The following is a 23,206-nucleotide window of genomic DNA, read 5'->3' on the forward strand; positions in this document are numbered from 1 at the left end:
TATGTCGATCAACCCGCAGCAGCCGCCCTCCGGCCCGGGCCGGAACAGCTCAGCCTGGAACCGCCCGGGCGGTCCCGGGCGGCAGTTCCAGGACCAGCCCGCGAATCCCAGCTGGATGGGCCATGTCCAGCCGCAGAACTACCGGCCGGCGCCCGGGCACAGCGGCGGAGCCGTGCACCAAGTCATCCCGGAAGCCGCCTCCACCGTGGCCGCCCGCCCGGGGGCAGGGACCCTGGGACTCGTCGTGGGCGGCGGGATACTCGCGTTCGTCAGCCTGTTCCTTGTGGTGCCGTTCCTCCTGGCGAGCACCGGCGTCACCGGTTTCGTCGTCGGGTTTGTTGCCTCGCTGATCCCGCTGGCGGCGGTGCTGTCCGCCGTGGCCGTCATTGACCGGTGGGAACCCGAGCCGAAGCGCCTGCTGCTGTTTGCCTTCACCTGGGGCGCAGCCGTGTCCATTGCCGTGACGCTGCTCATCCAGCCGGTGTTCGCCCTCGCGGCTCCGGCCACTGATGAGGCGGCCTTCCGGGATTTCATGACCACAGTGCAGGCGCCGGTGGTGGAGGAGTTCGCGAAGTCCCTGGGCCTGCTGCTGCTTCTCTTGTTCGCCCGCCGCAACTTTGACGGCCCCGTCGACGGCGTGGTGTTTGCCTTCACCATCGCCGGCGGCTTCGCGTTCACCGAGAACATTCTCTACTTCGGCCGGGCGATCGCCGAGTCCGGAACGCCCGGCAGCGACCTTGTGCAGATTTTCTTCCTGCGCGGTGTGATGTCGCCGTTCGCGCACGCCATCTTCACCGGGACCACGGGACTGATCATGGGCCTGGCGGCGCGGCGCTGGCACTCGGGCGTCTCGGTGCTCGCGTTCTTCGTGGGCCTGGTTCCGGCCATGATCCTGCACAACAGGTGGAACAGCATGGGACAGGACTTCCTGGCCCAGTACGTGCTGGTGCAGGTTCCCATCTTCCTGCTCGCTGTGGTGTGCATCGTGGTGCTGCGGGTCGCAGAAACGCGCCTCACCCGGCAGCGCCTCCAGGAGTACGCCGCAGCGGGGTGGTTCGCGCCGGCGGAGGTGGAGCTGCTGTCCACTCCCGGAGGCCGCCGGCAGGCTGTGCGCTGGGCGGGGTCGTACAACCGGGGCCACGAGATGAAGGAGTTCGTCAAGGCGGCGACGCGCCTGGCCTTCACCCGGCAGCGGATCCTCAGCGGCAGGGACGTGCCGCTGCACCAGCAGGACGAGGTGCAGCAGCTGCGCCACCTGACCGCGCTGCGGGCCGCCGTTCAACAGTAGGTGGGCTCCAATAGCGAGGAGTTTACGCATAAAGCCCCTGCCGGGGTAACCCGGCAGGGGCTTTCTGCGTATGGCCCAGCTCAGGCGAGCAGGGACGGCTTCAGCTGCTGAAGGCGCCCCAGGAGGCCGTTGATGAACGACGGCGACTCGTCGGTGGAGAGCGTCTTGGCCAAAGCGACGGCTTCGCTGACGGCGACGCCGTCGGGAACGTCGTCGTTGTAGAGCAGCTCCCAAGTGCCGATCCGCAGGATGATCCGGTCCACGGACGGCATGCGCTCCAGTGTCCAGCCCTGTGAGTAGGTCTCCAGGAACTCGTCGATGGTGGCCTGCATCGACACCACGCCTTCGACGATCTCGAGGGTATACGGATTGACGATCTGGTCGGTCCTCTCGCGGCGCGCACGCAGCACGTCGAAGGCCGAGACAGAGCGCTGCTCGGCTTCGAAGAGGACCTCAAGAGCCCTGTTGCGGGCTTTACCGCGGGCGCTCACTAGTCGTTGACCCGGCCCAGGTAGCTGCCGTCGCGGGTGTCGACCTTGACCTTGGTGTTGTTCTCAACGAACAGCGGCACCTGGATCTCGTAGCCCGTCTCCAGGGTGGCGGGCTTGGTGCCGGCGGAGGAGCGGTCGCCCTGCAGGCCCGGCTCGGTGTAGGTGATTTCGAGGACAACGCTCGGCGGCAGCTCGATGTACAGCGGGGTGCCTTCGTGGATGGCGATGTTGACCATCTGGTTTTCCAGCATGAAGTTGGTGGCGTCACCCACGGTGGCGCCCGAAACGGTGATCTGGTCGTAGTCCGAGGTGTCCATGAAGACGAAGTCCGCGCCGTCCTGGTACAGGTACTGGTAGTCGCGGCGGTCCACGGTGGCGGTCTCGATCTTGAGGCCAGCGTTGAACGTCTTGTCCACTACCTTGCCGGACATGACGTTGCGCATCTTGGTGCGCACGAAGGCGCCGCCCTTGCCCGGCTTGACGTGCTGGAACTCGATGACGTTCCAGAGCTGGCCCTCGAGCTTCAGGACGGTCCCGTTCTTGATGTCGTTTGTGGTTGCCACTGGTTTCCTCTGGTTGTGTGTGACTGGTTCTGGCTGCCAGCTGGTTATGCCAAGCAGGCATGCCGAACGGCGCGCCAGCGTGTGTTTATCAAAAATCCAGAAACTATTCTAGCGGAAAAGGCTGGCACGCTTTTCGGGCCCCCTGGCGGTGCGGCCGGAGGACCGCTGCGGCGCAGCCGGAAGACCCGTCAGGAGGCCAGTTCGAAGACGTCCCGTGCCCGCTGCAGCGCCACCGTTGAGGAGTAGATAAGCGCAGCGTCGGCGGACTGCGCCACCCGGAGATCGAGCGCCCGGGTGAAGGATTCCACCGCAGCGCCGATGTTTCCCGCGGCGAAGTACGCCCGGCCAAGGTACTGGTGGGCGAGGGCTTCGTTGGCCGTGCCCTGTGCCTCGGTGAGGAGCTGCCGGAAGAGTTCGACCGCGCGGTCATAGCGGTGGGAGACGCGCAGGACATCCGCTTCATACGCCCGGAGCCGGAACGACTCGGGGTCCCGGTAGCGGGCCTCTGCCAGCACTTCGGCCGCGTCGCCGGCGCGTCCCTCGGCGAGCAGCACAAGGACCCGCTCGGCGGGGTCGGTGGATGCCTCAAGCGCGGCGGCGCACGTCTCTTCGCTGATAATTTCGGGAAGCAGCGATTCGGGGTTGACCCGGATCCCCGGGAATCCGCCGTCGGGCCATTCGATCGTTCCGGTCTGGTCGTCGCGCATCAGGAAGCAATCTCCTGGTAGGCGGCGAAGAGCAGGGAGGTATCGGGCACGTCCAGGATCCCCGGCTTGGCGATCCCGTCGAGGACGACGAAGCGGAGCAGGTCGCCGCGGGACTTTTTGTCGCGGCGCATGCCGTCCAGAAGGCCCTGCCAGCGGTCGCGCCGGTACGTGACGGGCAATCCGAGGGATTCGAGGATGCTGCGGTGCCGGTCGGCGTCGGCGTCGCTGAGCCGGCCCACGCTGCGGGACAGCTCGGCCGCAAACATCATGCCCACCGAGACGGCAGCGCCGTGCCGCCAGGAGTAGCGTTCCACGAGTTCGATGGCGTGGCCCAGGGTGTGGCCGTAGTTAAGGATTTCCCGGAGTCCGGATTCCTTGAGGTCCTCCGAGACGACGCGGGCCTTGACGGCGATGGCGCGTTCGATGAGCTCACGCAGAACGTCGGAGCCTGGATCGGTCACGGCATCCGGATCCTTTTCCACGAGGTCCAGGATGGCGGGATCGGCAATGAAGCCGCACTTAATGACCTCGGCCATGCCGGAGATGATCTCGTTCCGGGGCAGGGTCTTGAGCGTGTCCAGGTCCGCGAGGACAGCGGCGGGCGGATGGAAGGACCCAACCAGGTTCTTGCCTTCGGCCGTGTTGATCCCGGTCTTGCCGCCCACGGCGGCGTCGACCATGCCGAGGAGGCTGGTGGGCATGTGGATGACCTTGACGCCGCGCAGCCAGGTGGCGGCCACGAAGCCGGCAAGGTCGGTGACAGCGCCGCCGCCGACGGAGACCACGGCATCAGAGCGGGTGAAATCGTTCTGGCCCAGCACCTGCCAGCAGAAGGCGGCAACCTGGATGTGCTTGCCTTCCTCGGCGTCGGGGATTTCCGCGGTGACGGCGGTGAAGCCGGCAGCGGCCAGTTCATCCCGGACGGTGTCGCCGGTGAGCCGGAGGGCCCGCGGGTGGATGACGAGGACGCGGCGGACGCGCTCCCCCAGCAGTCCCGGCAGCGTGCCGAGCAGGCCGCGGCCAACTACGACGTCGTAGTTGTCCCCGGCGGACTGGCCGGTGACCTTGATGACGGTTGATTCGCTCACTTTTCAACTTCCTGTTTCGCGGCAGCACTTCCGTTGGCTGCCGTCGTCGCGGTTTTGTTGATCTCGCGGGTGGTGGTTTCGTGCGGTTTGCCGGCGGCGAAATCACACAGCGCCGTTTCCAGTTTGAGCCCCAGCTGCGGCACGGTTCCCTGCCGGACGTCCAGCACGATGTCCGCGAGGCGCTCATAGACCGGCTTCCGGGTGGCGAACAGCGCCTTCCAGCGCCGGATGCCGTCACCGGCCAGCAGCGGCCGGCCGGAATTCTTGGCGATACGGGCGGCGACGGTATCGGCGTCACACTCCAGATAGACCACCGTGCACCGCTCCAGCAGCTGCTGCGTGCCGGAGTCCAGCACCGACCCGCCGCCCAGGGAAACCACGGTGGCGGTGCCGGCCGCGGCCTCGAGGATGCGGGCCACCGTCCGGGCTTCGATCTCCCGGAAGGCACGCTCGCCGCGGCTGGCAAAGATGTCCGCGATGGAACCGTGGCCCTCCACGATGACCGCGTCGGTGTCCACGAACGGGGCGTCCAGCTGCTGCGCCAGCTGCTGCCCGATCGCCGATTTGCCGACCGCCATGGGCCCGATGAGCACAATGGGCCGGTCCCCTGCGGCGCAGGGTGTATTGCTCCGGGGCACTAGAGTCCGATCGTATCCAGCGACGCCGGAATGCTCTCGAGGTAGCCCTTGATGTTGCGGGCGGTCTCGGCCACGGAGTCGCCGCCGAACTTTTCGGTCACGGCCTCGGCCAGGACCAGCGCAACCATTGCCTCGGCCACCACGCCGGCAGCCGGAACCGCACAGACGTCCGAGCGCTGGTGGTGGGCCTTGGCCGCCTCGCCGGTGCTGATGTCGATGGTCTTCAGGGCGCGCGGCACGGTGGCGATGGGCTTCATGGCAGCCCTGACGCGCAGGACGTCGCCGATGCTCATGCCGCCTTCGATGCCGCCGGCGCGGTTGCTGGTGCGGATGATCCTGCCGTCAGCGTCCTTGATGATCTCGTCGTGGGCGGCGGAGCCGCGGCGTGCGGCGGTGAGGAAACCGTCGCCCACCTCAACGCCCTTGATGGCCTGGATGCCCATGAGGGCGGCGGCCAGGCGGGAATCAAGGCGGCGGTCCCAGTGGACGTAGCTGCCGAGGCCCGGGGGCAGTCCGTAGGCGAGCACTTCCACCACGCCGCCGAGGGTTTCGCCTTCCTTGTGGGCGGCGTCCACCTCCGCAACCATGGCGTCGGACGTTTCGCGGTCAAAGCAGCGCAGCGGATCGGCGTCGAGCGCGATCACGTTGTCCGGCAGCGGCAGCGGCCGGCCCTCCGGAACGGTCACGCTGGCGATGGAGACTGTGTGGCTGACCAGCTCAATGCCCAGGTGTTTCAGGAACTGGGCGGCGACCGTGCCCATGGCAACGCGCGTGGCGGTCTCGCGGGCGCTGGCGCGCTCAAGCACGGGACGGGCCTCGTCGAAGCCGTATTTCTGCATGCCGGTGAAGTCAGCGTGTCCGGGGCGCGGCCGGGTCAGCGGGGCGTTCCGGGCCTGCCCCGCGAGTTCCTCGGGGTCCACCGGATCGGCTGACATGATCTGTTCCCACTTGGGCCATTCGGTGTTTCCCACCTGGATGGCAACCGGGCCGCCCTGGGTGATGCCGTGGCGGACACCGCCGAGGATGGTCACGACGTCCTGCTCAAACTTCATCCGTGCCCCGCGGCCGTAGCCGAGCCGCCGGCGGGCAAGGGCATCGGCGATCTGCCCGCTGGTGAGTTCAACACCTGCGGGGACGCCTTCAATAATTCCGACCAGTGCCGGGCCATGGGATTCACCGGCGGTCAACCAACGCAACATAAAAACCATCCTGCCATGTCTGGCGGTCAGGACACCCGCCGGGGTGCCCCGACTGCGTCGCACATCACATCTATGACTTCGGCACTGCCGGCCTCGGCGAGGCCGGTGAAATGGCGGACCTGCTCCACCGCCTGGTAGAGCAGCATTTCAAGTCCGGGGACCACTGTTCCGCCTCCGGCGTGCCAGGCCGCGGCGATTTGGCTGGGCCAGGGGTCGTAGGCGACGTCCAGCAGGACGCCGTCCGTGCGCCGCCCCAGCGCTTCGAGTTCTGCTGCCATCCCGTCGGCCGCCCGCGGCGGCAGTGTGGAGATTACGACGCCGGCACCGGCCATCGCTTCGACGGCACCGTCGAGGGAATGGACGGTGATGTCCATGCCGAGCCCGCTGGCCGCAGCCCTGGCTTCTTCAGCCCGGGCCGTGTTCCGCACGTACAGGTCCACCTTCACGGCACCAAGCTCCTGCAGGGCTGCCACTGCCGCGGCTGCCGTTCCGCCGCCGCCAAGAATGACGCCCGAGGGGCCGTCACCGGCCCCGGCGTTGCGGAGGGCGTTGACGATCCCCGCGACGTCGGTGTTGTAGCCGATGCGCCGGGTGGAGTCCCCGACGCCCTCGAACACCACCGTGTTGATGACGCCCAGGACCCGGGCCACTCCGCGGACCTCGTCCACCTCGGCGACCATGGCTTTCTTCAGCGGCATGGTGATGGACAGTCCCCGCCAGCCGGGCTCGGCGCGGACGGTGTCCATGAACGCCGGCAGTGACTCTTCGGTCACGTCGATGGCGCTGTAGCCGATCTCCGCCCCGAGCCGGGCGTAGGCGGCAAGGTGCAGCGCCGGTGACTTCGAATGGCCGATGGGGTGCCCCAGGACGGCCGCCCGCAGGCTCATACGCAACGGCCCGGATTAGCCTCGCACCAGGCGTTGTACTGTTCGACGTAGCCGTTGTGCTCGGCCAGCGTCTTGGAGAACTTCGTCTCCTTGGTGTCGAGGTTGATGGTCACCCAGTACAGGTAATCGTTGTTGTTCGGCTTGGCCGCCGCGTCGATGGCCGTCGTGCCCGGCGATCCGATGGGCCCGGCAGGCAGGCCTTGGATGGCGTACGTGTTGTAGGGGTTGGACTTGTCCGCCTTTTCGGCCTCATCGATGTGGAAGGTCTTCTTGCCCAGGCCGTAGGTGACGGTGGCGTCCGACTGGATCAGGCCGTTCGTTTCGGTGTTGGTGGGCTTGAGGCGGTTGTAGATGGCACCGGCAACATCCTTGTACTCAGCCTGGCCGCCCTCTGCCTGCACGATGCTGGCGACGGTCACGACGTCGTACTGTTTGGCGGCGTCCGTCACGCCCTGCGACTTGAGTTCATCCTGGGTGCTCTTCACCAGCTTGGTGAGAATCTCCTTGGCGGTGGTGCCCAGCGGGAAGCGGTACTCCCCCGGGGCCAGGAAGCCTTCCAGGTTCTTCGCCTTGGAGGTCAGCCCGAACTGCTTGGGCGAGTTGCTGAGCGCCTTCAGCTGGGCCAGGGAAAGGCCCGAGCCCTCCGAGATCGCCTCCAGCGATTCATCGATCCGCAGGCCCGCGCTGAGGGCAAAGTACATGACCTTGGCCTGTCCCTCGTTGAGAAGTACGGAGACGGCGTCGGAGTTCTTCATCTCCTGCTTGAAGTCGTACTCCCCGGGCGAGAGCGTGCCGCCGGATGCGGACAGCGCCGCCATGAAGGTGTCGGCGTTGGCCACGACCTTCGCGTCCTCCAGTTTGGCCGCGACTGATACCGGGCCTTCGCCCGGAACGACCGATACCTTGACCTGGCCGGTACCGGGGCCGGGATAGTCGGCCGGCTTGTCGTTCCCCAGCAGCGGCTTCAGGAACTGCGCGCCGACGACGGTGGCTGTGACGAAGAGCGCGAGGGTCAGCAGCAGGGCCACGAGCCGGCGCCGGCGCCGGACTTTCTTGGAGGGCCGTGTCACTGTGGCTGCGTTCTCGGCGCCGGCCAGGAGCTGGTGCCCCACGGCCTGCTGCTCGTAGGGCACATGCTCCTCGTAGGGCGGGTGGGCTACTGCGTCATGGTGGACGTCATAATGGTGGCCATCCTCATGGTGGACAGCTCCGTGATGGCCATCCTCGTGATGGACGGCTTCGTGGTGAATGTCAGCGTGGGACTCGGCGTGGCCGTGCGCAAACTCGGCAAAATGCGGGGCGTCCTCAGACTGGGCGCCGTGGACCTGGGCGGCAGCGTCCCCATGCACGGCGGGGTCCGCATGTTCAGCAGGGTCGTGGATGGTTGGCGGAACCGGCGGAACGTCGGGAACCTCGACGGCCGGAACAGGCTCTGCAGTGGGAACGGCAGCCGGAGGTGTGGCTATTGCCGCCGTCCGGGGGCTGCCAGAACCGGAAGCCGCAGCCGATGACCCGGTCCGCTGCGCGGCGCCCACGCCCACGTGCAGCTCTTCGACGGACTCGTAGGCCTGCTCGGGCACGGCATCGCCGGACTCGGCGGTGACGGCCTTCTCGCGGGCGCGGATCTCTTTGCGTGTCAGGGGCCGTCCGGCGTCCGCGAAGGGGTCGCCGGCGGAGTCGTCGCTATTGACCGGGCTCACTGTAGCTGTCCATCCTCTGAAGATCGTGTTTCCTTTTCCGGGTCAGGCCGTTCAGCAGTATCTGCGGCGGCATGTCCGGGCAGCCCCGTACGGGGAAGCGCGCGCACACGGCTCCCCACATCCGTTCCCCTGGCTTTTTGCATGTCGATGGCGTGCTGCAATATTCCTGCAGCCGCAACCTGATCCACCACTTTACGGTGATTTTTGCTGCTCATGCCAGCTTCGTGAAGGTTGCGGTGGGCCGTGACGGTGCTGAGCCGCTCATCAACCAGGTGCACCGGGACGTCCGAACCTGTGCGGTCCAGTTCGTCAGCCAGCAGCTGGGCGTACTCCGTGGCCATGCGGGCTGAGGCGTGTTCCTCGCCCTTCATGGTCCGTGGCAGGCCAACGAAAATCTGCACGGCTCCCCGGTCTGCCGCGAGGGCGGCAATGACCCTGACATCCGAGTTTTTCTTGGCATTGCGGTCCAGCGTCTTCAGCGGTGTGGCCAGGATCTCGTCCCGGTCACAAATGGCGACGCCGACACGGACGGTCCCCACGTCCACCCCCAGTTTGATGCCTCGGGGGTGAACGTGCGGCTCAGCGGATGAAGTCACGGTTGGTTAGCGCCTGGTGACGGCGTCGACGACGGCGGTCAGTGCGGCGCCAACCTTGGAGGCGTCGGTGCCGCCGCCCTGGGCGACATCGTCCTTGCCGCCACCGCCGCCACCGAGGATTCCGGCGGCGAGCCGGACCAGGGCACCTGCCTTCACGCCGGCTTCACGGGCGGCTTCGTTGGTGGCCACCAGGATGACCGGGCGGTCGTTGCTGACGCCGGCCACGGCAACCGTGGAGGCTTCGGACCCAAGCCGGTTGCGGAGGTCCAGGGCGAGACCGCGGATGTCGTCGGCGCCGCTGACCTGGCCGGCGTCGTGCGCGATGACCCGGACGCCGGCGGCGTCCACGGCGGTTCCCGCGAGCTGGGCGGCAGCGGCGGCGAGCTGCTCCTTCCGGAGCCGTTCGAGCTCCTTTTCCGTGGCCTTCAGCTTGGCGAGGGTCGCGGAGATGCGGTCAGCCAGCTGCCCGGAGGGCACCTTGAGCATTTCGGTGAGTTCGGTCACGAGTGCGCGCTCCGCAGCCAGGTGCCGGAAGGCGTCCATGCCGACGAACGCCTCGACGCGGCGGTTTCCCGACCCGACGGACTGCTCGCCGAGCAGGGACAGGCTGCCGATCAGCGAGGTGTTGGACACATGGGTGCCGCCGCACAGCTCACGGGACCACGCGCCGTCGATCTCCACGACCCGGACCTCGCTGCCGTAGTTCTCGCCGAACAGCGCCATGGCGCCCAGGGCCTTGGCCTCGGCGAGGCCCATGACCTTGGTGTCCACGTGAAAGTTGTTCCGGATGGCGAGGTTGGAGACTTCCTCGATTTCGGACTTGGTGGCGGCGCTCAGTCCCTCACCCCAGGCGAAGTCGAAACGCAGGTAGCCGGCCTTGTTGAACGAGCCGCGCTGGGTGGCCTGCGGGCCGAGGATCTGGTGCAGTGCCGCGTGCACGATGTGCGTTCCGGTGTGCGCCTGCTCGGCAGCGTGGCGCCGTTCACGGTCCACAGCGGCACGGACCAGTGCGTCGGAGGCGATCTCGCCTTCGCGGACGATGGCCTTGTGGACGCTCAGGCCCTTGAGCGGACGCTGGACGTCGAGAACCTCGACGACGAAGCCGTCGCCGGTGATGAGACCGGTGTCGGCTGCCTGGCCGCCGGCCTCGGCGTAGAACGGGGTCTCGGCGAGCACGAGTTCGATTTCGTCGCCGGTGGCAGCCTGGGACACCTTGCTGCCGCCGCTGAGGATGCCGCGGACCCGGGATTCGCCTTCGAGGTCGGTGTAGCCGGTGAAGACGGTTTCGCCCTCTGCCAGCAGCTCCTGGAAGGCAGAGAGGTCAGCGTGGCCGCCCTTCTTGCCCTTGGCGTCGGCCTGGGCGCGCTGGCGCTGCTCGAGCATGAGCTTGCGGAACTCGGGCTCGTCCACCTTCAGCCCGGCTTCCTCGGCCATTTCGAGCGTCAGGTCGATGGGGAACCCGTAGGTGTCGTGCAGGGTGAAGGCGTCGGCGCCGGAGAGGGGGCGGCCTGCGGCCTTGGATTCGTTGACGGCGTCCTCGAGGCGGGCCGTGCCGGACGCGATGGTGCGCAGGAACGCCTTTTCTTCGGCGTAGGCGATCCGGCTGATCCGGTCGAAGTCGGTGTCCACGATGGGGTACACGCCCTTCATGGCGTCGCGCGAGGCGGGCAGGAGGTCCGGAAGGCAGGCCTGTTCCACGCCGAGCAGGCGCATGGAGCGGACCGCGCGGCGGATGAGGCGCCGCAGCACGTAGCCGCGGCCTTCGTTGGAGGGTGTGACGCCGTCGGCGATGAGCATCAGGGCCGAGCGGATGTGGTCGGCGACGACGCGCATGCGGACGTCATCGGTGTGGTGCGGATCGTCCTCGGTCTCGGCGGAGGTGTATTCCTTGCCCGAGAGCTTGGCGGCCATGTCGATGACCGGGCGGACCTGGTCGGTCTCGTACATGTTCTCGACGTCCTGCAGGATCATGGCAAGACGTTCCATGCCCAGGCCGGTGTCGATGTTCTTCTTGGGCAGTTCGCCCATGATGTCGAACTCGACCTTGGAGCGGACGTTGTCGATCTGGTACTGCATGAACACGAGGTTCCAGATCTCCACGTAGCGGTTCTCGTCGGCGATGGGGCCGCCCTCGGCGCCGTAGGCCGGGCCGCGGTCGTAGTAGATCTCCGAGCAGGGGCCGGCGGGGCCGGGCTGGCCGGTGGACCAGTAGTTGTCCGACTTGCCCATGCGCTGGATGCGCTCAGCGGGTACTCCGGTGTTCTTGAGCCAGAGTTCCTCGGCTTCGTCGTCCTCTTCGTAGACGGTCACCCACAGCCGTTCCGGCGGAAGTCCGTACCCGCCGTCGGCGACGCCCGTGGTCAGCAGCTCCCACGCGAACTTGATGGCGTCTTCCTTGAAGTAGTCCCCGAAGGAGAAGTTGCCGCACATCTGGAAGAAGGTGCCGTGGCGGGCGGTCTTGCCCACTTCCTCAATGTCGCCGGTGCGGATGCACTTCTGGACGCTGGTGGCCCGGGTGTAGGGCGGTTCCTCTCGCGCGGTCAGGTACGGGATGAACGGAACCATGCCGGCAACCGTGAACAGCAGGGAGGGGTCGCTGGAGACCAGCGATGCGGAGGGAACCGCCGTGTGGCCTTTGCTGACGAAAAAATCGACCCAGCGCTTTGTGATCTCCTGCGACTTCATGAGCTGATTACTTACCCTTCTTGGTTCACGCATGCTGGCGCGTGACAGTTTGATTCAGAGGCAGTTCCGGTCTTGGACGGCACTGCAGGTTTTAATTCTCGCGCGTTTAGCGGCGGACGACGTCCTGGGACTCAACACCCAGCGCGGAGCGCAGGTCCGTTTCCCGTTCGCGCATGCCGGCGCGGACGGCATCGGCGAAGTCGTAGACTCCGTCGGCGAGCCGGCCCACGGCCCGGTTCAGGCCTTCGGGGCCCAGCGCTGACTGCGCCTCGGTGACCTTGCGGAAGGCAATGACCCCGATGGCCACGCCGATTCCCATCCAGACAAGTCGTTTCATTTCAGTTCTCCGGGTGGGCTTAGCGGCTGCGGCGGCCGGTGGCGGGCTTCTTGCGGGTGGCGAACGCGGTACGGACGCCGTAGCTGAACGCGGCCACCTTGATCAGCGGCGAACCGACAGTCGCGGCCACGAGGGAGGACAGCGCGGAGATGTTGGCAGAGGCGTCCGAAACGTTGGAGGCAATGCCGTCCACTTTCTTCAGCTGCTGGTTGGTGGTGGAGACCGTCGCGGTGACCTCGTCCATGAGCGGGGTGGCGCCGTCGCTGATGGAACGGATGGATGTCCGGACCTCGTCGAACACCCGCCCCAGCTTGAGGATGGGCACAGCCAACAACAGGACCAGGAGCGCAAATACCCCGGCCGCGATCAGGCCGGCAATATCGCCACCAGACATAGACGTTCATCTCCTTGAAACTCCGTGGAACTGTACCGGACGTGCGGCGGCCAACATGCTGCAGCCGAAAATGTCCCCCAAGTACCTTACATACAAAGAAGCCCGCGGCGCTTGCCACGGGCTTCTCTGTATACGCTGCCGGAATTTAGCGTGCGTAGAATTCGACGACGAGCTGCTCTTCGCAGGTCACGGGGACCTCGGCGCGCTTCGGGCGGCGAACCAGGCGGGCCTGCAGGGCGTCCAGCTTGACGTCCAGGTAGGCCGGAACCTGGGGCAGGACGTCGCGGTGTGCGCCGGCTGCTGCAACCTGGAACGGAGGCATGGTTTCGCTGCGGCTGTGAACGTGGACCAGCTGGCCCTCGCCGACGCGGAAGGACGGGCGGTCAACGCGGATGCCGTCAACCAGGATGTGGCGGTGCACAACCAGCTGGCGGGCCTGTGCGATGGTGCGGGCGAAACCGGCACGCAGCACGAGGGCGTCGAGGCGCATTTCGAGCAGTTCGATGAGGTTTTCACCGGTCAGGCCCTTGGTGCGGCGTGCTTCTTCGAAGGCACGGGTCATCTGAGCTTCGCGGATGCCGTACTGGGCGCGCAGACGCTGCTTTTCGCGCAGACGTACGGCGTAGTCGGAGTCCTGCTTCTTGCGGGCACGGCCATGCTCACCGGGGCCGTACGGGCGGCGCTCCATGTACTTGGCGGCCTTGGGGGTCAGAGCGATGCCGAGGGACCGCGAGAGGCGGGCCTGACGGCGAGCACGAGTGTTGTTAGCCACTTGTGTCCTTCCAATATCTGCGGTGTGTCAGTGTTACTGGCCTCCACGATGGAGAGCATCGGCCAACCGCTGCCTTTTGCTACTGGGCACAGGGCACAGCTCCGTCGAACTAAAATTCGGTGGATTGTGCGTCCGTGCCTTGCCAGACAAACATCCATCCTACCACGGCGGTCACTTCCCCCGGACGATCTTCCGCAGCCGTTCAAGCCGGACGGCGATGTCCCGCTCGGCACCGTTTGCAGTGGGCTCGTAATAGTCGCGGCCCACGAGGTCGTCCGGCGGGTACTGCTGGGCGGCCACCGAGTGCGGGGCATCATGGGCGTACTTGTAGCCCACGCCGTGGCCCAGCTGCTTTGACCCTGGATAGTGCGCGTCGCGCAGGTGCGCGGGAATCCCGTTGCCCAAGCCCGCCCGCACGTCTGCGATGGCCTTGTTGATGCCCATGTAGGCCGCGTTGGACTTTGGCGCCGTGGCCAGGTGGACCACCGCCTCGGCGAGCACGATGCGGCCCTCGGGCATTCCGATGAGCTGCACGGCCTGCGCCGCGGCCACGGCCGTCTGCAGCGCCGTCGGATCCGCCATGCCGACGTCCTCCGCGGCCGAGATCACGATGCGCCGGGCCACGAAGCGCGGGTCCTCCCCCGCCTCCAGCATCCGCGCGAGGTAGTGCAGGGCCGCGTCCACGTCGGACCCGCGGATGGACTTGATGAATGCGCTGGCCACGTCGTAGTGCTGGTCCCCGGCGCGGTCGTAGCGGACGGCTGCGGCGTCCAGGGCACGCTCGGTGTGCCGCAGTTCGACGGCGACCGGCTGGCCAGCGCCGCTGTCAACTGGTCCGCTGTCGCCGGTGTCACCGTCCCCCGCACCGGAATGTCCGACGTCGTCCGCGTCACCGAACGCAACGCCGGCGGCGGCTTCCAGCGCGGTCAGCGCCCGGCGGGCGTCGCCGCCGGAAAGCCGCACGAGGTGTTCCAGGGCCTCGTCGCTGAGCCGGACGTTGCCGTTCAAACCGCGGGGATCCTCGACGGCCCGCACCAGCAGGCCCTCGATGTCCGCGTCGGTGAGCGGCTTGAGCGTCAGCAGCAGGGAGCGGGACAGCAGCGGGGAGACCACCGAAAACGACGGATTTTCCGTGGTTGCCGCTACCAGGACGACCCAGCCTTTTTCGACGCCGGGCAGCAGCGCATCCTGCTGCGCCTTGTTGAAGCGGTGGATCTCATCGAGGAACAGGACGGTGGTGGTCTTGTACAGGTCACGGGCGGTCAGGGCGTCGTCCATGACGCGGCGGACATCCTTGACCCCGGAGGTGATGGCTGAGAGCTCCACGAACTTGCGCCCGGGCCCGCGTGCGATCACGTGGGCCAGCGTGGTTTTCCCGGTGCCCGGCGGCCCCCAGAGGATCAGCGAGCTGGGGCCGGCAGGACCGGCGGCGTCGGCACCTGCTGCCAGCTGCCGCAGCGGGGACCCCTGGCCCAGCAGGTGCTGCTGGCCCACCACCTCGTCAAGCGTCCGCGGGCGCATCCGGACTGCCAGCGGGCTGCGCGGCGTTGAACGGGACTGCGTTGAACGGGACTGGGCGGCGTCGCCGGCGTCGTCGTTGTCGCCGTCGTCGCTGTCCTGGGCCGCCGAACCAAAAAGATCATCCACATAGATAGGCTACTTCTAGATTCAGCAGGAAAAGTCCGGCCACGAAAGCGGGGAATTCGCAATGCCAGGCAGCCGTCCGACGCAGGGACGTCCGGCGTCCACCAGGACCGCGTTCATCCCCGGCACGCGGCTGGCCGGCTGGGTGGAACGGTTCGCCGCCAGCCACGGTCACCTCGAATATGAGGACCACGACGACGGCGTGCGGCTGGCTGCCGCGGACGGCGCCACCGCCCTGCTGGTGGCGCCGTGGCCCGACGACGGCCGGCCGGGGCGGGGATCCGGCCTCGTGGAACGGCTGGCTTCCCTGGCTTCCCAGCCGCGCACGGTCGGCCTTGTCCTGGTCCGCCGTGGAGGGTACGGCGTGGCCGTCGCCAGCGAGGGGATCATTCTCGCGGCCAAGACCGGTTCCAAGTATGTGCAGTCCCGCACCGCCGCCGGTGGCCAGTCGCAGCAGCGGTTCGCCCGGCGCCGCGCCAACCAGGCGGACGCGATGGCGGAAGCGGTGGCGGAGCAGGCGCGGCTGGTTTTTGCCGGCCAGGCCTTCGAGTACATCCTCCCGGGCGGTGACCGCGGCCTGGCCGACGAAGTCCTGGCGCTGCCTGCCCTGAAGCCCTGGGCGGGCCTGCCGCGCCTGGCCTACCTCGATGTTCCCGATCCCCGTGCCGCTGTCCTGAAGAAGGCCGCGGCGGACGCGTGCGCGGTGCGGGTCACGGTGACTGACCCGCCCGGGAGTTAGCTCCCTGGCCCTGGCCGCGGCCTGGCCTTTACTCCTCAGGGGCCAGCGTCACGGTCGCCCCGTTGAGGTCCCGGCTGAAGCCCACCTGGCAGGAGAGCCTGGAGCCGCATTCCCGGTAACCCTTGGCCTCCACGAGCAGCTCGAGTTCGTCCTCGCTGCGTTCCTCCAGGGTGTCGAAGACCTCCTGCTCCAGGAACACGTGGCAGGTGGCACAGGAGGCGGTGCCGCCGCACGATGCCAGCACGGGCAGGTCGTTGTCCCGGAGGGCCTCCATCATGCTCTGGTCCGGCTCCCATTCGAGGTCATGGGTGGCGCCTTCGCGGTCGACGACGGTAAGTGTGTTGTTGCTGATGGCGGTGTTGCTCATGCTGGTGTTGCTCATGTCGGTTTCCTTAGGATCGCGCTGCCGTAAGGTCAGCGTCGGAGTGGTTGGGTGTGCCGGAAATGGCCTCGGCGAGGGGGATGCCGGGGTCCGCGGCCAGCAGCGGGTCGATCCAGGCTCCGTGGCCGATCAGCCGTTTGGCCGTGCGGAAGTCGGAGAGATTGGCGATGGTGTCGACGGCGGCGAGGCGGCCGTCGCGGAGGTAGACCACGGAGAATTTGCCGCCGGAGGGTTCACCGCGGACTATCACCTGGTCCTCCGGATGGCGGACGCCTGCTGTCTGCAGCCGGACACCGTGCTGGACGGTCCAGAACCAGGGGATTTCCGGTTCAGCGGCCACCTGGCCGGCGATGTGTGCGGCCACGCAGTCTGCCTGTGCCAGCGCGTTCTGGATGCATTCGAGCCGCTGGCTGGCACCGTCGATGGGACTGGTGAACCGCGTCACGTCCCCGCTGGCGTAGACGGCAGGATCGGAAGTCCTGCCGTCCCCGTCCACGAGGATGCCGTCCCGGCAGTCGATGCCGGCACCGGCGGCCAGCTCCTGGTTGGGTATGACGCCGATGCCCGCGAGGACGACGTCGGCAGGAAGGACCGTGCCGTCGGCGAGGGTCACGCGTTCAGCCCGTCGTCCGCCGTCAATCGAGGTGACCGCGGCGCCGAAGACAAACCGCACCCCGTGCCGCTCATGGAGCTGCTCGAAGTGGCGCGAGACGGGCGCTGACGTTACCCGGCTCATCACGCGGTCCTGGAATTCGAGCACGGTAACCTCGCAGCCCTTCGCGGCCGCAGCAGCAGCCACTTCCAGCCCGATGTACCCGGCACCGATGATGGCCACGCGCGCTCCCGGAACCAGCAGCTGCTTGAGTTCGAGGGCGTCGCCCCGGGTCCGCAGGGATCTGACTCCCGCCAGACCGGCACCCGGCACGGTGAGGGGCCGCGCCCGCGTACCTGTGGCGATGACCAGCCGGTGGTAGGCCTGCCGCGTCCCGTTGGACAGCAGCACTGTCCGGCCGTTCCTGTCGATGGATTCCGCGGTGACCCCGGCGAGCCGGCCGATGCCCTTGTCCGCATAGAACTTCTCCTTGCGGAGCACGGCTGACTCATCCGGGGCGCCGTCCTTCAGGAGTTCCTTGGACAGCGGCGGCCGCTCATAGGGCAGTTCGTTCTCCGCGTCGATGAGCAGAATGCCGCCTCCCCAACCGCGGGTGCGGAGCCCTGCGGCGACAGCGACGCCGGAGTGTCCGGAACCGACAATGACCACCGGGTCCTGGATCGCCACCGGGTCCTGGGCCAATGCCGGTGCTGCAGTTCCCGTCCCGCTACGCATTGGTCTGCCCTGCGTTTACCTGCTGCAGCAGCACGTGGAGGTGCTCTGGGCCCGAGTTCGTCAGGTTGTTGCCGCGCACGTATTCGATGGGTTTGTCCGGGTCCAGCGTGAGCGAGGCAAGTTTGCCAAGCCAGGAGCTTGACTGTGACCAGGACCTCAAGCCTGGCAAGGGGCGCGCCGAGGCAGCTGTGGACCCCGTGCCCGAAGCCGAGGTGGCCGTCGGTGTTGCGGTCAATGTCGAAGCGCTCGCCGTCGGGATACTTGCTGCTGTCCCGGTTGGCTGCGGCGGGCAGCAGGCGGACGATGGCGCCGGCGGGAATCGTCACGCCGGCAACTTCCACCTCCTCCGTGGTGATCCGGCTGGCCCGCTGGACGGTGCCGCGGTAGCGGGCCAGTTCCTCAACGAAGAGGTTCGCATCGTCTGGATTCAGGCGGATCCGTTCCAGCAGGCCCGGCTGTTCGCTGAAGATCCGGAACGCGTTGGCCAGCAGGATGGTGGTGGTGTCATGGCCGGCGACGAAGACAAAGGCGCAGAGTTCCTTGGCTTCCTTCTCGCTGAGCAGTCCTTCCTTCCACATCCGGGCGATGTGTCCGCCGACAGAGTCGCTCCCCTCGCGGTACAGGCGCTCCATGGTGTCTTTCAGGTAGGCGAAAAACTCGAGGGTGCTCTGCTCGTCGGTGCCGGTGCCCTGGGCGTTTCGGGCGAGCCGGCCGAAGTAGCTGAAGGTCTCGTCGGACCAGAATTTCATCTTCTCGAAGTCCTCGGCCGGAACGTCGAGCAGGGCGCTGATAGTGGACATGCTGAGCGGGATGGCGTAGTCGTCCACGGCGTCCCCGCCGCCCGCGGCCAGCATCGGTGCCAGGTACATTTCGGCGTTCTGCCGCACCCGGTCCTCGAAGCGGGCGATGGCCTTGGGAATGAAGGCCTGCGCCACCACCTGGCGGAGCCTCGTGTGGTTCGGGGCGTCGAACAGCGTCAGGAAGGTCAGCGGGACCGGGTCCACTACCTGCGAGGAGAAGACTTTCGGTGCCCGCATGGCCCGGCGGACGTCGTCGTACCGGGAGATGAACCAGACATCGGATACGGGTGAATGCGCGCGGAGCACCGGAGCGTTCTGGCGCATCCACTGGTAGTGGCGGTAGGGGTCGCCCTGGGTCCCGTCGTCCACCACCTTGAACGGCGCCAGGCCCTCGGGCCAGTCCAGTTCATGCGAGTAGGGCGGCAGTGCGGTGACTTCGCCTGCATTTCCACCGGTGCTGATGTGCGTGGAGACCGGGGGTGTTGCTGTCATCGGGCAAGACATCATCGTCCTTCTTTCCGGTTGGCTGCGGCGTGATCCGGTGTGATCCGCCTCTCACTCCACCTTGCGGGATGCTCCATGGCCGCCCCCACAGGTCTTCCGTTCATCGGTTGCGAAAGTCCGCCTGCCCTTCAGGCTGGGCGGATTTCAGCTGGACCGGCCGTCAGGCCGGGCGGATTTCAGCGCGCGGGAGATCCCGTGCGCAGCGGTCAGCAGGGCCGGGACGATCAGCGGAACAGCCGCTTCTTGCCGCGGCACGATGGCGTTGAGCGCTGCAGCTATCGTGTTCCCGGGCCCGAAGACGGGCACGGCAATGCCCATCCATTCGGTGACGCCAATGCCGGGCAGGGCCACGTAGCCGCGCTGCCTGATCTCGGCCAGGTGCTTGCGGATGAGGGCAGGGTCGGTAATGGTTTCAGGGGTCACGGCCGTCAGCGCCTTGGACAGCACCTCGGCCTGGACGGCGGGCGGCGAGAACGCCAGCAGCACCAGGCCGGACGAGGCTGCGTGGATGGGCATCCGCTGGGCAATGTGGGCGGCATCCAGGCTGGAGTGCGGCGAGGAAAGGCGCTCCACGTACAGCACGGTGCCGTGGTCCAACACGGCGAGGGTGGTGTGCTGGTGGACGGCTGCCTGGACGTCCTCCATGAACGGCAGCGCCAGCTCACGAAGGTTAAGTGCGCGGGAGCCCCGGGCCGCGAGCTCCCACATGCGCATCCCGGAGCACAGGTTCCCGTCAGGCAGCCGCTCAATCAGGCCGTGGAGGACCAGGTCGTCCACGAGCCGGTGCGCGGTGGTCAGTGGCAGGTCGGCGCGGCGGGCGAGGCCGGAGAGCGTCATGGCCGGCAGGTCCCGGTCGAAGGCGCTCATGAGCCGCACCACGCGGCTGATCACCGATTCCCCCGAGGGAGAGTTGGCCATGGCGGTCTCCGGGCCCGGTACCTAGCGGCCCGCCACGTTGGACGGACGGGACGCGTTGCGTTCCCCGGCAAGCCTGGCGATGTCCCGTCCGGCGCGGTAACCGAACACCAACGCCGGGCCGATGTGGGAGCCGTAGCCGGGGTAACCGCCGCCGAAGACGCTCACCGCGGCCGCCCCCACGGCCAGGAGCCCGGGAACCACCGATCCTTCAGCCGTGACCACTTCGGAGTGTTCATTGATGCCGAGGCCGGCGAAGGTGCCCAGATCGCCCATTTGGATCTTCGCCGCGTAGTACGGGCCCTTGCCCACAGGCGCGAGGTTCGGGTTCGGCTTGTGCTCGAGGTCGCCCCGGAAGTGGTTGTACTGGGTGGAGCCGCGGCCGAACGCGGGGTCCTCGCCGCGCTCCGCTGCCGGGTTGAAGTCAGCGACGGTGGCTTCAAGGCCCGCGGCATCGATGCCGAGCTTGCCGGCCAGCTCAGCAAGGGTGTTCCCCCTGACCAGGTAACCGGTCCGGTAGAAGTAACCGCGCGGCATCGGCCAGGGCTTGGCATAGCCGATGCCGTATTTATGCATCGTTTTCGCGTCACCGATCACGTAGCCGAAGGTCCTGTCCTCGTCCTTGTTGTGCTCGATCATGGCCCCGCCGAAGTCGTGGTAGCTCAGGGCCTCATTGCCGAAGCGCCTGCCGTGGCGGTCGACGGCGATCAGCCCGGGCAGGCCGATGGCCCGCAGGTGCGGAAAGAGCCGCTGTTCGCCGCTGAGGTACCTGAACACGGTCACCGGCGCCCAGGAGCCGACGCTGAACACGGAATCGTCGATGTAGCCGCCGGCGCCCATCGCCAGGGTGGCGGCGTCCCCGCCGTGGCCCACAGTGGGAGTGAAGTGGTCGTCGCCGCCGGCGTCATGCGGGAAATAGCGCCGCCGCAGTTCCCTGTTCCCGGAGAATCCCCCGGCGGCGAGGATGACGCCGGCGCGCGCCGTGACGGTGACGGCGTGCTCTCCCCCGATGACCGCCCCGGTGACGGTTCCGGCGTCGTCCCTGGTGAGGGACAGCGCCGGTGAGGCCTTCCACAGCCGGACGCCCAGGTCGTCGGCGCTCTTGACCATGCGGGTCATCAGGGCGTTGCCGTTGGAGCGCAGGACCGGACGTTTGTAGCGGGCGGCGTCGGCCCAGGTGCGCAGCAGCTTCTTGGCGACATAGATGAAGGACTTGACCGACTGGTTCACGTGGAAGAACTCCTTAATGTCCGGCCCCACCTGCGGCATGTAGCCGAAGACTGTATACGAGCTCATGTACGGCTGCATCAGGAGCCGCTTGTCCCCGAGCACCCGTGCGTCGACGTCCTGCGGCAGGATGGCCCGGCCGGACAGCCTCGCCCCGGGCAGGTCCATCTGGTAGTCCGGGGCCTTCTCCGGGTACGTGAACTTCACGTCGGTTTCGTTTTCGAAAAAGGAGATCGCCTCCGGCACAGTGTCCAGGAAGGTCCGGACTCCCGCTTCGTTGAACGTCTCCGGCGCCAGGTTTTTCAGGTAGGTCTCGGCGTCCTCGCGGGTGTCGCCCTGTGCAGCGCCGTGCTTGTTGCCGGGGACCCAGGCCCATCCCGCGGAAATGGCGGTGGTCCCGCCGAAGTACTGCTCCTTTTCCGCGACGATCACGCTCAATCCCTGCGAAGCGGCCTTCAGTGCTGCGGCCATCCCGGCCACGCCCGATCCGATGACGAGGACGTCACAGACCGCCGTCGTTGCAGTTTCTGTCATGGTTCCTGCTCCGTTCTGCCTGCAGGCCACTCCTTTGCGGCGGCAGGCGTTGACTGACAAACCCCCAGTAGATCCGGCAGCACGGCCCCCCGGGAGGAGGATTACCATTGAGCGGGAATCGACAGGAGGAACCGTGGCCAACTCCGCATCCGGCGAGTCGATCATCGGCCGCTTCGTGAAGATCGTGAGCGCCTTCGATGACCGGCACCCCGCCATGAGCGTTGCCGAGCTCGGGCGGCGCACCGGCCTGCCGGTGACCACCACGTACCGGCTGGTCAACGACCTGCTGCTCGAGCGTCTGCTGGAACGCGAGCCCGGCGGGGACATCCACATCGGCACGCGGATGTGGGAACTGGCTTCCCGGGGCTCCAAGATGCTGGGCCTGCGCGAGGCCGCCCTGCCCTTCATGGAGGACGTCCAGGCCGTGGTGCAGCACTCCACCACGCTGGGCATCCTCGATTCGGACGAGGTTCTGTACATCGAACGGCTCGGCTCGGACAAGACCATCGTGGACATCACCAAAATCGCCGGCAGGCTCCCGGTCCACGCCACGTCCTCGGGACTGGTGCTGCTGGCACACTCCCCCGCCGCGTACCAGGACGCCTTCCTGGCCCGGCCACTGACGAAGTTCACCGAGACGACCCTGACCGAGCCGGCCGCGCTCCGGCGCCACCTGGCCGAGATCCGGCAGCGCGGCTTCGCCGCCATGCCCGGGGTGATCGTGCCGGAGTCCAGCGGCATCGCCGTGCCGGTGTTCGGTCCGGACAACACCGTCCGTGCCGCGCTCAGCGTGGTGGTGCCGCGCCACGAGGAGAACGCGCCTGCCCGGGTGCCCGTCCTGATGGCCGCCGCGCGCGGGATCTCACGGGCCTTGGGCTGGCGGGGCGAGCTGAAGGGGACGCTCCGGCAAAGCCACTAAAGGCCGGCCTTGCCGTTCATCGGTAATCGTGTGGTTCCGCTCACAGATCCCCTGCCACGCTGGCTGGAAAGCAGCGACGAGGCTGCAGGATCACGAGGAGCACCACATGAATCCCATCCAGAAGCGCGTGGCCGGAAAGACCGCCATTGTGACCGGAGGCCGCGGAGACCTGGGCGGCGCCACTGCCGCCCTCCTTGCCGAACACGGCGCGAAGGTTGCCAGCCTGGACGTTGCCGGCATCCCCGCCGCCGCGGCACACGCAAACATCACTGAGTACGACGTCGACGTCACCAGCGAGGCCAGCGTTGCCGGAGCTATCGGCCGGGTCCGCGACGAACTGGGCACCCCGGACATCCTGGTCAACGCCGCAGGCATCATCGGCCCGGCAGGAGCCTCCCACACCGCCTCGGCGGCCGACTTCGACACGATTTTCAACGTCAACGTCAAGGGCGTTTGGCTGATGACCAAGCACGTGGTCCCAGGCATGATCGAACAAGGCACCGGCAGCATCGTCAACTTCTCCTCCATCCACGGCCTCACCGGTGGCCGGAACGTTCCGCTGTACCACGCCACCAAGGGTGCAGTACGGCTGCTGAGCAAGTCGGACGCCGCGGCCTATGGCCGCTACGGCATCCGGGTCAACTCGATCCATCCCGGGTCCATGAACACCAGGATGAGCCGCCGCTCCGCCGAGCAGTCGGACATCGGCCCCGAGGCCTATTACCGGCAGCTGGTGGGCTCCAACCCGCTGCCCCGCCAGGGCGAACCGGATGAGATCGCCTACGGCGTGCTCTACCTGGCCTCGGACGAGTCGCGCTTCACCACTGGATCCGAGCTCGTCATCGACGGCGGCTACACAGCCGTCTGACG

The 23,206-nt window shown here is 67.4% G+C and carries 22 protein-coding genes and 1 pseudogene; 4 read left to right on the plus strand and 19 right to left on the minus strand.

Annotated features, from left to right (window positions below; all coding sequences use genetic code 11):
* Position 1 precedes the first annotated feature (1 nt).
* Positions 2-1,288 carry a PrsW family intramembrane metalloprotease gene (locus QF036_RS15100; RefSeq protein ID WP_307103133.1) on the plus strand — a complete coding sequence of 429 codons (1,287 nt, stop codon included), beginning with the start codon at positions 2-4 and terminating at the stop codon, positions 1,286-1,288.
* 80 nt (positions 1,289-1,368) lie between these two features.
* Here QF036_RS15100 and nusB read toward each other — a convergent pair whose 3' ends face one another.
* The 14 genes from nusB to QF036_RS15170 form a co-directional block, all read right to left on the minus strand.
* On the minus strand, positions 1,369-1,779 hold the full coding sequence (gene nusB / locus QF036_RS15105; RefSeq protein ID WP_003800750.1) for a transcription antitermination factor NusB: 411 nt from the start codon (positions 1,777-1,779) through the stop codon (positions 1,369-1,371).
* Positions 1,779-2,342 (minus strand): elongation factor P, encoded by a 564-nt coding sequence (gene efp, locus QF036_RS15110; protein WP_003800749.1) that lies wholly within the window; start codon positions 2,340-2,342, stop codon positions 1,779-1,781. The genes nusB and efp overlap by 1 nt, the downstream gene beginning before the upstream one ends.
* A 188-nt stretch (positions 2,343-2,530) precedes the next feature.
* The gene (locus QF036_RS15115) at positions 2,531-3,049 is read right to left on the minus strand and encodes a tetratricopeptide repeat protein (RefSeq protein ID WP_307103135.1); all 519 of its coding nucleotides are present in this window, start codon (positions 3,047-3,049) and stop codon (positions 2,531-2,533) included.
* Positions 3,049-4,137 carry a 3-dehydroquinate synthase gene (aroB, locus tag QF036_RS15120; RefSeq protein ID WP_306923870.1) on the minus strand — a complete coding sequence of 363 codons (1,089 nt, stop codon included), beginning with the start codon at positions 4,135-4,137 and terminating at the stop codon, positions 3,049-3,051. Before aroB ends, QF036_RS15115 begins: the two co-directional genes overlap by 1 nt.
* Positions 4,134-4,775 (minus strand): shikimate kinase, encoded by a 642-nt coding sequence (locus QF036_RS15125; RefSeq protein ID WP_307103137.1) that lies wholly within the window; start codon positions 4,773-4,775, stop codon positions 4,134-4,136. The genes aroB and QF036_RS15125 overlap by 4 nt, the downstream gene beginning before the upstream one ends.
* Positions 4,775-5,974 carry a chorismate synthase gene (aroC, locus tag QF036_RS15130; protein ID WP_307103139.1) on the minus strand — a complete coding sequence of 400 codons (1,200 nt, stop codon included), beginning with the start codon at positions 5,972-5,974 and terminating at the stop codon, positions 4,775-4,777. Before aroC ends, QF036_RS15125 begins: the two co-directional genes overlap by 1 nt.
* A gap of 26 nt (positions 5,975-6,000) precedes the next feature.
* Positions 6,001-6,861, minus strand: coding sequence for a shikimate dehydrogenase (locus QF036_RS15135; protein ID WP_307103141.1), 861 nt, complete (start codon positions 6,859-6,861; stop codon positions 6,001-6,003).
* Complete coding sequence (gene mltG, locus QF036_RS15140; RefSeq protein ID WP_307103142.1) at positions 6,858-8,561, minus strand: endolytic transglycosylase MltG; 1,704 nt, start codon at positions 8,559-8,561, stop codon at positions 6,858-6,860. The genes QF036_RS15135 and mltG overlap by 4 nt, the downstream gene beginning before the upstream one ends.
* The gene (gene ruvX / locus QF036_RS15145) at positions 8,558-9,157 is read right to left on the minus strand and encodes a Holliday junction resolvase RuvX (RefSeq protein WP_307103144.1); all 600 of its coding nucleotides are present in this window, start codon (positions 9,155-9,157) and stop codon (positions 8,558-8,560) included. Before ruvX ends, mltG begins: the two co-directional genes overlap by 4 nt.
* Before the next feature lie 6 nt (positions 9,158-9,163).
* Positions 9,164-11,842 carry an alanine--tRNA ligase gene (alaS, locus tag QF036_RS15150; protein ID WP_307103146.1) on the minus strand — a complete coding sequence of 893 codons (2,679 nt, stop codon included), beginning with the start codon at positions 11,840-11,842 and terminating at the stop codon, positions 9,164-9,166.
* Between the two features lie 106 nt (positions 11,843-11,948).
* Complete coding sequence (locus QF036_RS15155) at positions 11,949-12,179, minus strand: DUF6167 family protein (RefSeq protein WP_307103148.1); 231 nt, start codon at positions 12,177-12,179, stop codon at positions 11,949-11,951.
* A gap of 19 nt (positions 12,180-12,198) precedes the next feature.
* A complete protein-coding gene (locus tag QF036_RS15160; RefSeq protein WP_307103150.1) occupies positions 12,199-12,573 on the minus strand; it encodes a DUF948 domain-containing protein in 375 nt (124 codons plus the stop codon).
* Between the two features lie 145 nt (positions 12,574-12,718).
* Entirely contained in the window at positions 12,719-13,345 is a 627-nt protein-coding gene (gene rpsD / locus QF036_RS15165) for a 30S ribosomal protein S4 (protein WP_003800725.1), read from the minus strand.
* Positions 13,346-13,516: 171 nt separating this feature from the next.
* A complete protein-coding gene (locus QF036_RS15170) occupies positions 13,517-14,992 on the minus strand; it encodes a replication-associated recombination protein A (RefSeq protein ID WP_307103152.1) in 1,476 nt (491 codons plus the stop codon).
* A 61-nt stretch (positions 14,993-15,053) separates the two neighbouring features.
* Here QF036_RS15170 and QF036_RS15175 point away from each other — a divergent pair, with 61 nt between their 5' ends.
* Entirely contained in the window at positions 15,054-15,728 is a 675-nt protein-coding gene (locus QF036_RS15175) for an acVLRF1 family peptidyl-tRNA hydrolase (RefSeq protein ID WP_307103154.1), read from the plus strand.
* 28 nt (positions 15,729-15,756) lie between these two features.
* On the opposite strand, the gene QF036_RS15180 is transcribed toward QF036_RS15175, so the two are convergent.
* The 5 genes and pseudogenes from QF036_RS15180 to QF036_RS15200 all read right to left on the minus strand — a co-directional run bounded on the left by QF036_RS15180 (position 15,757) and on the right by QF036_RS15200 (position 21,417).
* Positions 15,757-16,110, minus strand: a complete 354-nt coding sequence (locus tag QF036_RS15180) for a 2Fe-2S iron-sulfur cluster-binding protein (RefSeq protein ID WP_307103156.1) — start codon at positions 16,108-16,110, stop codon at positions 15,757-15,759.
* Between the two features lie 10 nt (positions 16,111-16,120).
* Entirely contained in the window at positions 16,121-17,389 is a 1,269-nt protein-coding gene (locus tag QF036_RS15185; protein ID WP_307103158.1) for an NAD(P)/FAD-dependent oxidoreductase, read from the minus strand.
* Positions 17,390-17,589: 200 nt separating this feature from the next.
* Positions 17,590-18,744: pseudogene (locus QF036_RS15190) on the minus strand (cytochrome P450); the annotation flags it as partial.
* 141 nt (positions 18,745-18,885) lie between these two features.
* Positions 18,886-19,659, minus strand: coding sequence for an IclR family transcriptional regulator (locus tag QF036_RS15195; protein ID WP_307103160.1), 774 nt, complete (start codon positions 19,657-19,659; stop codon positions 18,886-18,888).
* Positions 19,660-19,680: 21 nt separating this feature from the next.
* Positions 19,681-21,417, minus strand: coding sequence for an FAD-dependent oxidoreductase (locus QF036_RS15200; protein ID WP_307103161.1), 1,737 nt, complete (start codon positions 21,415-21,417; stop codon positions 19,681-19,683).
* Between the two features lie 133 nt (positions 21,418-21,550).
* On the opposite strand from QF036_RS15200, the gene QF036_RS15205 reads away from it, so the two are divergent.
* Complete coding sequence (locus QF036_RS15205) at positions 21,551-22,336, plus strand: IclR family transcriptional regulator (RefSeq protein ID WP_307103163.1); 786 nt, start codon at positions 21,551-21,553, stop codon at positions 22,334-22,336.
* 106 nt (positions 22,337-22,442) lie between these two features.
* Positions 22,443-23,204 (plus strand): SDR family NAD(P)-dependent oxidoreductase, encoded by a 762-nt coding sequence (locus QF036_RS15210; protein WP_307103164.1) that lies wholly within the window; start codon positions 22,443-22,445, stop codon positions 23,202-23,204.
* The last annotated feature ends 2 nt before the right edge of the window (positions 23,205-23,206 follow it).

This window comes from Arthrobacter globiformis (genome assembly GCF_030817195.1).
Taxonomy (GTDB): Bacteria; Actinomycetota; Actinomycetes; order Actinomycetales; family Micrococcaceae; genus Arthrobacter; species Arthrobacter globiformis_D.